General features: G+C 71.8%; 1 protein-coding gene. It reads right to left on the reverse strand.

Annotated features, from left to right (window positions below; genetic code table 11):
- Positions 1–5: 5 nt before the first annotated feature.
- Positions 6–16,277 (reverse strand): hypothetical protein, encoded by a 16,272-nt coding sequence (locus B072_RS0140995; protein ID WP_018535817.1) that lies wholly within the window; start codon positions 16,275–16,277, stop codon positions 6–8.
- Positions 16,278–16,421: the final 144 nt, after the last annotated feature.

A 16,421-nucleotide genomic window follows, 5' to 3' on the forward strand; every position in this document is an offset into this window, starting at 1 on the left:
CTCCTTCATCGGGTGGCCATCAGGCCGAGGAGGAAGGCACGCATGTCGTCGTCCTCGAACCAGTCGCCGTTGAACATGGCCTGCAGCGATCGGGCGAGGCTGTCACCTCTGTCCGGCTGTGTCTGCCGCTGGTCGAACAGGTGGGACAGGCTCGTCGCGTCGGGGCGGCGGGCGCCGGGGCGGCCGGAGTGGGTGCGGGTGAACCACCAGGCGCGCTGTGCGGCGTCCAGGTCGGGCATTGTCGCGGCCAGGTGCTGGCCCAGGGCGTGCGCGGCCGTGCCGAGTCCGTCGTCGCCGAGGTCGGCGACCGTGGCGCGGCGCGTGGCGGGCTCGTAGCGGCCGCTGTCGCCCTCCACGGCGGTCAGGCGGCGACCGGCCCGGTTGGCGAGCCACGCGCGCGGGATGGCCTGCTGCACGTCCCGTATGGCCCGCTCGGCGTCCGGGGAGCCGCCGGGGCCGAAGACGATCCCTGCGGTGCCCTGGGGGCCGAGGTCGCGGACGTCGGCGAGGGTCGCGGCGACCGCGTCGGGGATCGCGGCCGCGTACCGGGTGCGCAGGTCCTCCCACTCGCGGCGGGCGGTCGCGGCCTCCGCGCGGGCGGCCTCGATCTCCACCTCGATCTCCGGGTCCGGGATTGTGCCGGCCGGGTGGGCGGCCTGCAGGTTGACCAGTCGTCGCTCCGCCGTGGCCAGGTAGTCATCGGCGTGGCGCAGGGTGCCGTGCGGGTCGCCGCCGAAGTCGTGACCCAGGGCGTCTGCCAGACGGCGCGTCACGTCCTGGTCGATGTCCGTACCGGCGGCGCGGAGCGCGGCCAGGTGCCGCAGACCGGTGAGGCCGGGGCCGCCGTCTGCGGCCTGGTCCGGCGCCCAGCGGATGCGGTCGCTGCGCCCGGGCAGGCGTCCGGCGGCGAGCTGTGCCCACGTGGTGGGCTGCCACCAGGTGACGCGGCGCTGTGCCTGACCGAACCGGCCGGTCTCCGGGAGGAGTTCCGCCCAGTGCGCGATGCGGGCGGACAGCGTCTCGCCGTCCGTCTGCGGCAGGTGGAGGGCGCGGTGCAGCCGGGACATACGGCGGGACTCCGGCCAGTCCCCGATGCGGCGGACGACGCGGGCAAGGAACGCACGCAGCTTGGCCAGGCGCTCTCGGGCGTCGCGCCACTTCTCGGCGATCTTCTCGGCAGCGGCCTTGAGGAGCAGGCCGAGACGCTTGGCGAGTCGGACGAGCGCGGCGATGATCCGGGCGAGGAGGCCGGGCTGGCGTCCCGCGGCGGGGTTGTTGGCGGCGACGCGGCGGGCGATCCGGCGGGCGGTGGCCGGCCGGGTGCCGTCCATGTGTCCCATGAGGTTGCGGACGATCGCTTCGGCGTCGCCCGGGTCGACGCCTGCGGCCTGGAGCTGCTGCAGGAGTGCGTTCACCGCGTCGTCGGCGTGCCCGGCGACCGCACGGGTCACGTCGCCGTCCCCGTCACGCTGCGGCGCGTTGCCCGCGATGTGGTCGGGGATGAGCTGGAGCAGGTCCCGGGCTCGGGCGGCGAGTTCCTCGTCGCTCTCCCCGGGCAGCGGCTCCAGGTCGTTGATGGTGCGCAGTGCGGCGCGCACCGTCGCGACTTGGGCCTCGTCCCGCTTCTGCCGCAGGGCCCGCTTCGCGGCGTCCCGGTCGGCGCCGGTGATTTCGGCGGCGTCGAGCGCGTCGAGGGCCTCCTGCCGGGCGCTGTTGCGGGCGTCGCGCAGCGCCTCGGGGGTGAGGCGCTGGGCGATCTGCTCGCGCAGGGCGTGGATGTCCCCGGCGGGGTCGGTGCCCTGGATCGCGTTGTCGATGATGCGGGTGGCGACGGTGCGGGCGTGCCCGTCGACGAGCTGGTCGGCGACGCTCTGCGGGGTCGGGTTGGGGTCGCGGCCGTCGGGCGTGCCGGTCGGCGGTAGGGCCGGGGTGGGCCGGTTCCGCTCGTACACGTTGACGTCCCGCCCGTTGTGCAGGCCGAAGTCATGCACGTTGCCGTCGTCGTCGATACCGGTGAGCTGCATCCACCAGCCGTTGCGGCGTGGCTCGGCGATGATCGTCAGTCGGCGGTGCCCGTTGAACGCGTATCCGGCGCGGGAGGTGGGGGCGTCGATGACGTCCCCGACCTTGAGGCTGCCCGGGCGGACTTGTGTGACCGGCATCGTCGGCGCGGCCGGAGCCTGTGGGGCGTCCGGGGCGTCGTCGGCGTCGGGTGCGGCCGGGGCCTGCGGGGCGGGCTCGGGGAGCTGCCACACGGGCATCGCGCCGTGCACGATCCTCCGCTTCCACTGCTTGTCCTCGTCCTCCAGGAGGAGGCTGCGTACGCCGCCCGGGCCCTCTTCGACGTCGATGACGCGGAAGACGCGGATCTCGTCGCCGCGGCGCTCGTCGGGCATCGCGATGACGTCGCCCTCGCCGATCTGTGCGGCGTTGGAGGGGCGCGGGTGGTCGAAGCCGTCCACGGCCGGGGGCTGTCCGGCGGCCTGGTCGAGGTGCGTGGCGGCGCGCAGCGCGGCTCGCCCTTCCAGGGTTGCCGGGTCGGCGTTCGCGCGGAGCTGGGCGGCGAGCGCGGCGGCCTGGGGTGCGGTGACTGGCAGGTCCTCGTTGATGCGGGCGGCGGCCTGCTGGGCGTCCGGGTCGTCTTCGGGGCCCTGGCCGTTGTCGGCGATGGCGTCCCGGTCGCCCGGCGTCAGGTCGGGGGTGATGGTGGGCTCGTCGACGGGGTCGATCGGCTGCACCGGCTCCTGGACCGTCATGTCGTCGGCCGGGGCCGGGGCGTCCTCGGGGCCGAGTTCCGGCGCCTTGCCGTCAGCGCCCTCGGCCTTGTGCACGACCGCGGAGCTGTCCATGTCGATGCCGCCCACGAGACCGGTGGTCGTGTCGACGTACTCGAAGGTGGTGCGGTCACCGTCGCGGGTGACGTCCAGGATCTCGACCGTCGTCGGGGTTCCGTCGATGTCCAGTACGACGACGTCGCCCTTGGCGATCTGGCCGGCGGTCTGGTCGCTGATGCCGGTGACGGGTTCGGTCTGCGGGGTCTCGTCACGGACTTCGCCGACGACGCGCAGCCGTGAGGCGTCGTGGGTCTGCGGGCCGGTTCCGGTGGAGATGGTGACGCGGTCGCCGTCGACCTCGTCGACCGCGCCGAGGGTGCCGTTCTCGTTGGCGACGAGCGAGCCGGGCCGGATGCGCTGGCCGGTGGCCGTCCACCCGGCGGGCCGCAGGTCGGTGGTGTCGTCGGCGGTGAGGGAGGCGGGCGCGATCCCGTTGTCGGTGTCGCCGTCGGCCCAGCGGATGGACACGGTCGTGTCGGTGACGCCGGTGACGGTGCCCTGGCGGTCGCCGCTGCCGGTGACGTTGGTGCCGGGGAACAGGCCGCGGCCGCGGGTGTCCGTGGCGATGCGGTCGGGCAGGTTGCCGTCGATGACGGCGCCCTGTGCTCCGGTGGGCAGCGTGGTGGGCGCGTCGGTGTCCGGTGCTTCGGCGCGCGCGGCCGACGCGTTGAGCGGCGTGTAGACGACACCGCGGTCACCGCTGCGGCCGTCGGGGCTCTCGCTGATTGTTGTGCGCAGCATGTCCTCGGTGCGGCCCCGGCGGGTCACGGACACGGTCTCGGGCGCGGTGAGGACGTACCCGGCGCGGGTGACGGCGCGGCCGCGGCGGGTGGTGCCGTCGATGCGGGCCATGTCGCCCTGCTGGAGGTCGCCGACGGCGGCCCAGTGGGCGGGCTGTCCGCCGATGGGCTCCGGCTCGGGCCGTGTCTCCGGCTCGGCCACCTGCGGGGTGGGCTCGTCTTGGTCGGCGGCCGGCTCCGGGGTGGGCGCGGGCGTGTCCGTCTGCGGGGCGGCCGTGTCCGGCTGCCCGGACGGGCCCGGGCGGGTGCGCTGCTCGTCGTCGGGCAGCTCGTCGGGGCGCGGCTTGCGCCGGACGACGCCGAGCGCGGGGCGGACTTCGCGGGTCGGCCGGGTCTGCCCGTCCGGGGCGGTCTGCATGCCGCGGGCGCGGTAGCTGTCGTGGTCCTGCGAGCCGAGGGCCTGGATGCCGACCGGGGCGTGCCGGTACCGGTCGCCTTCGGTGATGGTGGCGCGGTTGGTGCCGATGGGGTTTGGGCCCGGCTGGAAGCCGTCGGGGCGGATGACGGTGGGGTGGGTGACTTCGTCGCCGGGCTGCAGGTCGTTGGGGTCGGCGACGACCGTGTACCCGTCGGCTTCCTGCTGCCGGTGCCATTCGTCGGCCTGCTGACGCCACGCTTCACGCTCGCGGGCGCGGTCTTGCGAGTAACCCCACTGGCCTTCGTTGGGGGCGTGCTCGGTCAGAACGCGGGTGATGGTGTCCGCGAGGGTCTCGCCGTTCGGGCCGCGGAAGGCGCGGGCGCGCTCTGCCGCGTCCGGCGCGTCCCACGGGAACGGCTGTCCCTCGGCGTCGCGGACGTGCTCCACCAGGGCGTTCGCGGCCCTCAGTGCCTGCTTCTGGGTGCCGAAGCCCTCCAGGTTGTCGTGGACGACCGGGAGCATGTTGCCCGGGGCGGCGATGCGGAAGCGGCGGTTGTACTCGGCGCCGTTGCGGGCGGCGTCGTTGGGGTAGATGAGCAGGCGGCCGCCCTTGGACAGGCGGGTGTTCTTGTCGTCGGCGATGGCCTGGAGTTCTTCCGCGTTGGGGGCGTCGGTGCGCTGTACGCCGCTGGTGCCCTGCTCGTCGAGCTGCCCGGCACGCAGGTGGTCGCGTACGGCGTCCAGGTTGGCGAACCGGGGCGCGTTCGGGTCCCGCTCGCCTTCGTCGGCCTGGGGCGCGGCGTCCGGTGCGGCGGCGTTCGCGGCCTGCTGCTTCTGCTGCTCCGCGTACTCGTGCTGCTCGATGCGCTTCTGGTGGCGGCGCTGCTGCTTGAACTGGTTGTAGGTGATGCGGCCGCCGTTGTTGTCGTACCACTCGATCAACTCTTCGCTGGCGTACTGCTTCCAGCGGCCGAACCGGGACAGGGTGCCGCCGGAGAACAGGTCACGCTCGTCGACGGGCGGCAGGCTCCGGCTGTTGCGGGAGAAGAAGTAGCCGTTGGTCGCATCGATCGCAGCGGAGTAGCGGGCCTCGTCGAAGTCCTGGAACTCCCGCTGCATCCGCTCCTCTTCGGTCTGCGGGCGGCGGGTGACGTCGGCGTCGCCGAAGCCGAGGGCGGCGTCCATGGCCTTGCCGCGGGCCTCGACCTCTGCGGCGCTGGCCGCGGGGGTGGCGGGGATGGCGTCGCGGACACGCTGGTCGACGGCGTCACGCCGGTCCATCTCGGCGACGGCACGCTCCTGGTCCTCGGGGGACAGTCCGCGGCCCCAGGCGGCGGCGAGTTCGTCGTCGCTCAGGGCGGTCAGGTCGTCCGGCAGGGCTTCGGGCTGCGGGGCGGTGGGGGCCTGCGGCTCCGTGTCCTGGTCGCTGTCGCCCTGGAACAGGTCGCGGGTCGAGCGCAGGGCCTTGGGCAGGGGGCGGCCGTCGGAGTCGCGCCACTGGTCGAGCGTGTCCGCGGACAGGGGCTCGTTCCAGTCGATGGCGTGCCCGTTGGCGTCGGGGGTCAGCTCGAACAGGTCGGCGAGCTCGCGGGCCTGCTCGCTGTCGCGGGCGGTGAGCGTGATGTTGCCGAAGCGGCCGCCGTTGCGGGCCTGCGCGAACTGCCAGGTGCGCATGCCGTCAGGGGTGTCTCCGGGGTCGTCGGTCCAGGTGATCAGGCCGCCGCCCGTGGACAGGGTGAGGGTGGGGTTGTCGGCGAGGGCGGCAAGGAAGGCGCGCCGCGCGGGCGTGTTCTCGTCGTTGGTCAGCCGGTCGCCGTTGCGCCACGACTGGCGCAGCTCGTCCATGCTCCGGATCGGCTTGCGGTGGCCGTCGCGGTCACCGCCGGTGCGTCCGTCGCCGCGCTCTCCGCCGTCTCCGTCGCCGCTGGGGGCTTCGTTGTTCAGGTCGGGGAGGTGGGGCAGGTCGAGGCCGGGCATGCCCGGGCCGCCGGGTCCGCCGGGGCCACCGTTGTCTCCACCACGGCGGCGACGACGGCGCCGGCGCTTCCGGTCGTCCTCGTCCTCCTCGTTGTCGGGCTCGTCCGCGTCGGGCTCGTCGGTGTCGGCGCCCGGCGCGTTGCCCTGCTCGCCGTCGTTGTTTCCGTCCTGGGCGTCGCTGGCGCCTTCGCCTTGGCCGCCGTCCGCGTCCGGGGTCTGCGGGCCTCCGTCGGCCCCTTCGGGGGCTTCGTCGGGTGCCGCACCGTCGGCGTCCAGGTCGCGGCCGCGGCGTCCGTCGTCGTCTCGCTGCTCGTCGTCCTGGTTCTCCTGCTCCTCGCGGTCGCCTTCGGTGTCGTCGTTCTGGACGTCCGGGGCGCCCGGCTCGTTGTCCTGGTCGTTGTCGTCGCCGAGCTGCGGGGCCGCCTCGTTGTCGTCGTCGTTGACGTCCTCGTCGGGGTGGCGGAGGCGGAGCTCGGCGTCGCGGCTGTAGAACCGCTCCTCGCCGTCCTCGGTGACGATGCGGACGCGGCCGCGGCCGGTCATCTTCGGCGGCTCGGCCACGGTGTGCGTGCGGCCCTCCGCGTCGATGTACCGGTCGCCCTCGGCGAGTTCGGCGGGGTTGCGCATGTCCACGGGGCGTAGACGGCTGGTGTCACGGCCTTCGTGGTCGGCGAACATGTCGGGCGTGCCGAACTCGTCGTCGGGCTGGTCCAGGGGGTTGTTCGGGTCGACGACCTGCGGAGCCTGCTCCGGTTCGTCGACGTCGAACAGGCCGCCCTCGGGCTCGGCCGGGGCGGGCTTCTTCGGCTCCGCCTTCGGCGTACGTCCGGCGCGGCGGTCCTTCTCCGCTTCCAGGACTGCCATGCGGGTGCGGTCGGCGCCGGTCAGCTCGCCGTCGGCCATCTCCCGCTCCATCAGGGAGACGATCTCGTCGGCGATCTCCTGGTCGGACATGGCGGTCGGCGCCTTGACGCCTTCGGGGCGGATCGCGTCGAGCTGCTGGGCGACGTCGTCCTGGTCGAGGGTGAGCGTGCCGCCGTCTTCCTCGCCGTCCGTGGCGCCGTCGGTTTCGTTCTCGCCCCCGTCGTCCGCCGCCGCTGTGTTCGGGGCGTCGGCCGGCGGCTCGTCGCTGCCGCCGTCCTGGGACCCGTCGGCCTGCGGCGTCTGCTCCTCGTCCTTGTTCGGCTTCGCCGGGGCGGCCGGGGTCACGTTGTCGTCGACGGGGTTCGGCTGAATCCCTGCGAGGGTGTCGTTCACCTCGTCCTGGGTGAGGTGGACCGTGTCCTCATCGTCGACGTTCGCCTCCGCGTCGGCGGGGGTGGCGGGCGGCTCCTGCTCCTCGTCCAAGTCCCCGCCGTCGGGGGCGGCTTCACCGGTCGTGGCGTCGCCGGGGCGGATCTCGTCGAGGGTCTGGGCGACCTCATCGGCGGAGAGCTGCACACGGTCCTGGTCGCCGTTCTCGTCCCAGTCCTGCTGCGGCTTCTCGGCGCGCTCGGGGGCGGGGAACTTCTCGTCGAACTGCTCCAGGCGCAGCTTGGCGGCGCCGACCGCGGCCTGCAGCGGGATGCGCTCCTCGCGACGATCGGCCACGATCTTGGCGCGCTCACTGGGCTTGAGCTTCTTGTCGAGTTCGCTCTCGTCGATCTCGGGCAGCTTGTCGAGGTCGGCGATCTTGCCGACGACGTCGTCGAGGAGGTTCGCGCGGGCCCGGGCGTGCTGGATCTGCGGCGTGAGGTCTGCGCTCGCCTGGGCGGTCTGCAGCAGGGCTATCTCTTCGTCGAGGCCGGGCAGGCTGTCGCGGTCGGCTGCCTGCAGATCCGGGGCCTTCTGCAGGGCGTTCTCCAGGCGGGTGATCATGCCCGCGCCGACGCCCTTCTTCTTCAGGTCCTCCGGGGTGCGCTCGAAGTCGCTGCGGGCCAGGTCACGGAAGCCGACGTGGGCGACGAGCGTGCCGTCGGCCCGGCGCTCGGTGCGCACTTCGACGTCCAGGCCGCCGAACATGCCGATGACTTTGCTGTCGCCCATGCCGTCGCGGTTGTGCTCCAGCAGTGCGGTGGCGACCTGCCGGTGCAGCGCCTTGCCGGCGTCCCCGCGGTCCCGGTACGGCAAGCCGCCCATGGTCATGGTGAAGTTGCCGCGCACATCCTGGATACGGGGCATTACCTCCTCGCGTAGCGCGATGGCTTCGCGGGTGGCCTTGAGGCGGTGCTGCAGCTCGGTGAGGGTTTCGGCGCGGCGGACGCGTTCGGCGGCCTCGTTGTGCTGGTCGATCTCCAGGTCGCGGAGGCTGCGGCGGGCCTTCATGAGCTGGCTCATGTAGGGGTTGCCGCCGATCTCGGCTTCCATCGTTTCGTAGTCGGGGTAGTCGACGTCGAGTTCGGTGACGGTGTCGCGGGTGTCGCTGTCGGCCATCTCCGGGCGCTGGATGTCGACCAGGCCCTCGGCCTTGGACGCGACGAATCCCGCCTTCCAGCCGTCCAGGGAGCCCTTGGTGGCGAAGATGTCGATCTCGACTTCGGCGTTCTGGTTGCCGTAGCGCAGGACGCGGCCGTTGCGCTGCTCCATCTGCGCGGCGCCCCAGTCGAGGTCAACGTGCGTGAGGCTGACCATGCGGTTCTGCGCGTTCATACCGGTACCGGCGACGCTGCTGGAACCGATGAGGACGGCTATCTCGCCGTCGCGGGCCTTGCGGAACAGCTCCGCGACCTCTTCGGGCTTGCCCTTCTTCTTGACGTCCTGGACGAACGCGATCTTCTCGGCAGGGATGCCGCCCGCAACCATCTGCCGCTTGAGTTCGGCGTACGCGTCGAAGCCGCCCTTGTTGTCGCCGCCGGGCACACCCTCGTTCAGGAAGACCATCTGCAGGGCGCCGGTCACCGGGTGGTCCTCGTCGCTGCCGTAGTACGTCTTGTAGACGCGGTCCTTGTGCTGGTGGTAGCGCTCAACGTGCTTGTCGGCGACGGCCTTGAGCTTGTTGCCCGCCGGGGCCTTCGGGTCGATGAGCCGCGGGTCCAGGGCCACAGAGGTGCCCTCGTTGGACACCGTGAGCATGTTGTCGTCGACCATCGCCCCCTTGCGGTTGCGGATCGCCTTCGGCTTGCCCTCGTGGATGGCACGGCCGCGGCCGACGAGCCCCTTCAAACGGGCCGTCTGGTCCTTGGTCGCGCCGACCAGGATCAGGTTCGGGCCGCCGCCCTTCACCTTGGGGCGCGGGATACCGACGTCGTCGGCACGCTTGGTGTCGGCGACCAGGCCCCACATCGTCTTCATGGCGCGCCGGTTGTGGAACTCGGAGAACCGCTCCACAATCCGCAGGCCGGAGCCGTCGGGCGCGTTCTCCACGCGCAGCGTCTTGCGGCCGAACGTGGCGGCCCACAGGTCCGGGGCGCCCGCGTTGTACGAGTCGAGAATCCACGGGGCGGCCAGGGCGAGCATTGTGTACTGCTCGGTGATCGAGTTGGACAGCGGCGTGCCGGTGGCCAGGGTGACCGTGGCGCGCTCCCCGCGCCGGGTGTGGAGGTCGGTCAGCTTCTGGTGCAGGTCGATGCCGCGGATCGTGGCCGGGTCGCCGCCGCCCTCCTTGGAGCGGAAACCGACGCCCTTGTAGCGGTGCGCCTCATCGATGACGGCGTAGTCGAAACCGAGGTCGTCCCAGTACGTTTCGCCCGGGGTGCGCATCGGCGCGGCGTTCTTGCTGATGCGGTTCTGGACCGTCGCGATGCGCTGCTCGATCTTCGCGACGATGAACGGGTGGTCCGGGTTGCTGGCGTCCTCGTACTGCCGGTCGAGCTGCTCGCGCAGCGCCTCCAGCTCGCGGAACTCGTAATCGTCCTGAGCCTCGGGGCTCATCTTGATCGAGCCGAACGCGGGCTCGGTGAAGATGACCAGGTCGGCCTTGTTGGCGCGCAGCCACTCCAAGGTGGCGTCGCGGCGGCCGTCGGCCAGGTCCGCCGAGGTGATCAGGTGGACGTCGGCGTTCGGGTACAGGAAGCGGGCTTCGTCGTACCACTGCTGTGCGAGGTGGTCGGGGACGACCGCGAACGGCTTCTCGATCTGCCCGGACGACTTGAGGGCCTGGGTGCCCATGACGAGCGTGCCCGTCTTGCCCAGACCGACTTCGTGGGCGAGGACGACGGACCGTTCGAACTGCATGCGGGCGGCGCCGGAGAGCTGCCAGGCGTGCGGGGTGCGGTCGGGCGTGAGGCCGTCCAGGGACGGGCTCATGCCGTCGTACGAACGGACGACGTGCCCGTTCATGATCCCGTTGTAGGCGTTGGTGAGCGTGGTGAGCCGCTCGCTGTCCGCGGTGGCGTACTTGGCGAACTCCGACCGCATCTGGTCGGCCTTCTGCCGCACCAGGCGGGACGTCTCCTCGTCGACGTCCTTCTGCTTGTCGTCGCGGTAAACGGTCAGCGAGCCGTTACCGAGGAGCGCGCGGGCGATCTCGACGGCGGCGCGGCCCTTGGTGCCCTTCTTCGGGTCGGCGGCGACGCCGTACAGGACGTTGTTGGCCTGCGGGACTTTGCCGGTGTGGAGGATCCACCCGTACCGCTCGTCGTGGGCGACATGGAGGGTCTTGTCGCCGAGGTACTCGCGCAGGAAGCCCTGCACCAGCGCGGGCGGTGTCCAGTGCGCGCCCATCTCCGGCGTGAACTCGCCGATGGTCCGCTCGGGCGGCTGCACTGCTTCGAGCGCGGCCACGTTGACCTGGAAGGCGGGGTCACGCTCGGCGGCCTTGCGGGCGGCTGCGAGCTTGTTGCGCACCGCGCCGGACAGGTAGGCGCCGGCCAGCTCGAGACGGCCCGTCGCCGGGTCGGTGAAGACCTCGTTGCCCAGGGCCTGGAGGGCGGCGTCCGGGGTGGTGTTGAGCAGGCGGGCGATCTCGCGGAGGTCGACGCGGCCGTGCGCGGCGACGACGGCGGACAGCGCCGTCTTGGGGTCGTCGGTCGACTCCAGCGGCTGGCGGCGGGCGGCCGCGCGCTCGGTGAAGACGCGGGAGAGGACCGGTTCGCCCTTCTCGGCGTCCCACCGCTCCAGCGCGAGGACCGATCCGGCGTCGGGGTCGAAGCGGAAGTATCCGAACGCGGTCGGGGTGCGCTCCTCCTTGCCCTCCGGTGTCGTGCCGGTCTTCCGCGTGCGGGTCTGGCCGGGCTTGGAAAGGGGGCCGAACTTGCTGACGTACGCGGTGTGGAGGTCGCCGAGCTGGGCGCGGAGCTTCTCGGCGCGCCCGTCCTCGGCGTTCTTCCGGTCCAGGGTGCGCAGTTCAGCGGCGACGTCGCGGAGCTGCATGAGGGCACGCAGCTGGTCTGTGCGGCCGTCGGAGGGCTGCACCGGGACGGGGTTGCCGCCGTTGACGTGCTGGTAGAGCTGGCCGTCGTCGCCCTCGTACAGGCGGCCCGTCCAGTCGTTGGCGTGCTTCTCGCGGGCGGTCTGCAGCACGACGCGCGGCCGGTCGTCGCCGTCGGGGTGCGGCTCGTAGCCGTTGCCGTCGGCGGTGGCCTTCTCTGCGATCTGCTTGAGGGCGTCACGGAGCTGCTCGGCGGCCTTGCCCGGGTTGCCCTTGACGGTCAGGCGCGGCCCGTACGGCGACGACTCCACGGCCAGGTCGCCGAGGACGTGCTCGGGGTGCTCGGTGAAGTAGGTGTTGACGTTCTCGCGGTGGCTGCCGATCTTCCGCTCGGGGGCGTTGATCCACGACTGGTCACCGGGCTCGTCGCCGTCGGCGCGGCGGCGCAGCACGAGGACGTCGGTGACGACGTTGGTGCCGGCGTCGTTGAAGACACCGGCGGGCAGGCGTACGGCGCCGACCAGGTCGCCGTACTGGGCGATCTTCTGGCGGGCCTTGGTGCCCTTGGAGTCGAGGGTGTGCCGGGAGGTGATCAGGAGGGTGATGCCGCCCGGGCGGGTGAGCGCCAACTCCTTGGTGATGAACCCGTTGTGCAGGGACTCGGCCGGGTACCGCTTGTCGCCGAAGGGGACGGACGCGAACGGGACGTTACCGATGGCGACATCGAACGTGCCCGGCTCGGCGTCGGTCTCCGCGAAGTTCTCGTTGAGGACGTTGGCGTCGGGGTAGATGGCCTGCGCGATGCGCGCGGTCGTCGGGTCCAGCTCGATGCCGGTGAGGTGGGCGCCCTCCGGGGACACCCCGAAGAAGGTTCCTGCGCCGGAGCCTGCCTCCAGGACCTCGCCGCGCTCGAAGCCGAACGCCTTGAGGCCGTCCCACATCGCCTCGGCGATGGGCTGCGGCGTGTAGTGCATCGACATGGTGCCGCGCGATGCCTGCCGCCACTCCACGGGTGTCAGCTCGTCGCTGAGCATGGTGCGCAGCTCGCGGTACTCCGCCCAACGGGCGTGGTCCTGCTCGTACTTGCCGTGCCGGGCGCCGCCCTGCTGGTAGCGCGGCTCCTTTTCCTGCGGCTCGGCCGCGAACATGATCGGGACCGAGCCCCACCCGGTCCAGCGGGCGAGGGTGCGCTTCTCCTTGTCGTTGGCCGGGCGCTGCTCGCGCTCCAGCCGCTTCATGACGCGGATCGCCTCGACGTTCGCCGCGGCGCGCTGCACCGGGCCCTTCGTCGCGGCGTCGGCCGGGTTCGGCCGGAACCGCGGCGCTACATGTCGTACACCGAGTCGCGCAGCGCCTGCAGATCCCGCATCTCCGGCGTCAGCTCCGGCGCCTGATCGGTCTCCGGCTCCGGCTCCGGCAGCAGCTCCCGCAGCACCTGATCCGTTGCCGTCGCCCTGATCTGCCTGATCTGTCCGGCGCGGTCCTCGTACTCCGTCGCCGCCGGCACGGTCGTCTCCAGTGCCTCCTCGGCCACCAGAATCGCCGTCTCGATCTCCCTGCCCTTGTTCAGGAAGAACTTCTCCGGGTCGGCCATCTCCGCCAGTTCCTTCGGCCGGTACTTCGTCCAGTGGTCCCTGGCCACCTGGCTGTAGACGCTCACCGTCAGCCCCTTCGTCGTCGTTTGCGAGCGCGGCACGCAGGGCTGCCTGCTGCGCTTCCATGTCTGCGCGGGAGATGACCTTGAGGTCGTCGTCGCCGCCATCCTTGCGTACGGTCTCCCGCTTCGCGCCGATGGTGTGCAGCGCAGCGTTGATGGAGGCCAGTCGGCTGCGGGCCTTGGAGCGGTCCGAGGAGTCCAGCTCGCGGTCGGTGGACCGCAGCATCATCTCCCGGGACATCTCTTCGGAGACCCGCTGCAGTTCGGCGAGGAGGCCCTCGGGGATCTCCAGCCGGGCGCCCTTGCCGGACTTCCCGGTCAGCGGGTTCGTGCCGTCCGACCAGCCGTACTTGTGGCTGGCGAACAGGCTGTAGAGGGTCTGCCGCTCCTTGCTCGCCGTGGTGAAGGAGTCCGCGCGCCGGTTGCTCTGGTACAGCTCAAAGAACATCTTCGGCACCCACACCGCGCGCGGTGTGCCGTACAGGCGCTGCGGCTCGGTGTCCGGGTCTCCGTCGTACGCGTCGACGATCGCGGCCAGGGCCTCGGGCAGCGTGGGGTACGCGCCCAGACGCGAACCGCTGCGGCCCTTGCTGGCGTTCCATCCGGCCTTGTAGCCGTACTGGTCGGCGCTGTCGACGGCGTGGTAGGTGATCGAGCCGTATCGGGAGCCGTCGACATGAACGGCTTCGGTGTAGGTGCTGGTCGGGCTCGCGTTGGTCTCTGCGCGGCGGACCTTCGCCTCGCGGCCCTTCATGGCCCGCCGGTTCTGCTCGTCGAAGACCGCCTTCACGCGCTCGTCGAGAGCCTCGCGGGACACACCGTGGACCGTGCTTCGGTCCTTGTTGAGGGCCAGGAATTCCTTGTTCAGGGCCTCGTCGTCCATGCCAGCCACGTCGGGCCGGTTGCGATACTTGTCGGCCTTGCGGTTTTCCTTTTCCGCGTACACCGCTCTGTTGCGGGCCTTGAGCGGGCGCTGCTCCTCTGCCGTCAACCGCGGCATGTTGATCGGCAGGCCGACGAACTCGCGACTCAGCTCGTCATCCGTGAGGTCTTGGACGGGCTTGCGCTGCTCGATGTTGCGGATCTTGCGGAGCTGCTGTGTCCGCTCGGCGGTCTCCAGGCGGCTCCCGAGGTCGTTGTAGAGGTCGCGATCTGGGGCGAGGTCGTCTTCACTGCGACCGGGGCCCATCGTCGGGTTGTGGGCGGCCCGGGCGGCGTTCAGGCGCTTGATGTGCGCGGAGAGGTCCTCGTCGGACAGGTCCTCGGGCGCGTCGGTGCCGTTGAGGGACTCTGTGGTGCGGCGGCGCCGGTCCTCGTACAGGGCGCGCTCGTCGTCGTTGAGCGCCTCGCCGCGACGGTTGCCGTACGTGCCGCGCTCGCGCTCGGAAGCACGGATCGCGTCGCGGAGCTCGCTGTCGCCCATCGCCGCGGCCCGCTCCTGTGGGGACTGTGCGGGCTCCGGCGCCTGCGGCTCGCTGGAGTCATTCGTGCCCGGCTTGTTGGCGTCGTCCTGAGTGGCGCGGCGGCGCTCGATCTCCGCCTCGATCTTCTGCAGCGCGGCCCGCGCCCGCTGCTCGCGCTGCGGCTTCCCCGCCTGCTTGGCGGCCTGCACGTGGAGCTGCAGGTTCTCGCGGTGCCCCTCCAGGTCCGCCTCGGACATGGCGCGGAGCTTCTTGGTGTCCTCGTCGAGCTGCTGGGCCGGGTTGCGCGTCTCGCCCTGTGGGGTGGCGTCCTCGTCGACGACGCGGACGTTGCGGCCCTGGCGGGCGAACTCGGCGAGGATGTCCGCGGTCTTGCGGTCGCGGGTCTCCGGCTTCCATGTGCCGGTGGTGACGCGCGCGCTCTGCATGCCCGACCACGGCAGCTTGCCGCCGGCGCCGACGGCCTTGTCGTCCTTGGCGTCGTTCTTGATCGTGCCGCGGATCGCGATGATCCGCTTGCCCTTGTGGGTCGTCCACGCCACGGTCACGTGGTCGGCCTTGGACGGGTCGACGGTGGCCAGGTGGTGGCGGGCGATGATTTGGTCGGCGTTGGTGAGCTGGTTGGCGATGGGGATGTAGACGCCGTCGACTCGGGCGTGACGCTCCTCGTAGCTGCCTTCCACGCGGCCGATGAGCGTGCCGTCCGGGCCGTACACGGTGACGTTGCCCTGGTTCCAGGCAGACCAGTAGCCGTCTACACCGTCCACGGGTTCGGCGTCCGCGGGCACCCCAGCGGGCCGACCGTTCGCTTCGGTGTCCGTCTGCGGCTGCTCGGGGGCGCCCGTCTCCCCGCTCTGGGTGAAGCCCGCGCGTGCGTACTCCGGGATGTCAGCGTCGTCCGCGGGGCGCTGCGGGGTGGGGGCGGCCGGGGCGGTAGCCGCAGGCGCCGGAGTCCGCTGCTGGTCGTTGCCCGGGCGGGAGGCGCGGAAGTCCTGTATGGCGCGGGTGATGGCCGCTCCGGCGTCCTCGCTCTTGGTGGAGCGCCAACCGGCAAGGACAGTGGCGAGGTTGGGGTCGGAGAAGTCGATCGGCTCGTTGAGCTCGCCCGGCATGATGTGGCCGTTGCGGACGTTCGCGTGGATGGCGGCGGCCGCGGCTTCGGCTTCCCGGCGGGTGGCGAAGTCGCCGTCGAGGTAGGCGCCGGTACCGCTCGCGGTCAGGTACCAGAGGCCGTTGGAGTCGTCGCGGGTGGTGACGAGACCGCCGTCGAGGACGACCTGGAGGTCCTCGTCACCGGCCAGGCGGCGCAGTGCGGTCGCGTTCGCGCCGGGCTGCTGGGCGAGGGCCAGGAAGTGTTGGCGTACCGCCGCGGTGTCCTTGAAGCGGGAGCTGCCGGCGCCCTGCCGGTTCGGCAGTGCGGTGATGTCGACGTCGTGGTCGCCGTCTTCGGGTTCGTCCTGGTCGTCGCCGTCGTCGGGGCCGTCTCCGTCGTCGTCGCCGATGGCGTTGCCCTCGTCGTCGGCGTTGTGCGGGTTGTCGGAGGTGTCGGGGTCGCCGCTGTCGTCGCGGGACAGGCCCAGGCCGCGCCGGTCGTCGGCGTCGCGGCGGGCGTCCTCCTCCTCGACCTTCTGCTGGTTCTTGGTGGGGGCGCTGCCGTCGGGGCGGGCGACCATGGTGACCCAGCGGGCGCTGGTGCTGTGCCTGCGGCCGGTGTAGGTGCCGTCCGGGGCCTGGTCCTGGACGAGGATGCGGTCGCGGGGCAGTGCGCGAACGACGCGGGCGAGGTTGCCCGCCCAGAGGCGGGCGATGCCGCCGGTTTCGATGAACCGTCCCTTGCTGTCGCGCGGGTGCAGGGAGGGGTTCCACGGCCTGCGGGAAACCTTGAGTTCGAGTCCGCGACTCAGGTCCTGCGACTCAGCCTGTGCAGTGGGGCGATTCACCATGCGCGGAGGGTGGGGCGCCGGGGTGTTTAGCGTCGCGCGCTGCTCAGGGGTGCGGGACGAGATCCCCGACCAAGATCATTCTTGCCCAATTGCGCAAGCCGGGTCCTCAAGATCGTTTTTGCACAATTGGGCAAGTCCCGTGCC

Source organism: Streptomyces sp. HmicA12 (genome assembly GCF_000373565.1).
Taxonomy (GTDB): Bacteria; Actinomycetota; Actinomycetes; order Streptomycetales; family Streptomycetaceae; genus Streptomyces.

Excerpts from the sequence above, each read along its gene's own strand:
- B072_RS0140995 (WP_018535817.1), bottom strand. The coding sequence starts at position 16,277 with ATGGTGAATCGCCCCACTGCACAGGCTGAGTCGCAGGACCTGAGTCGC.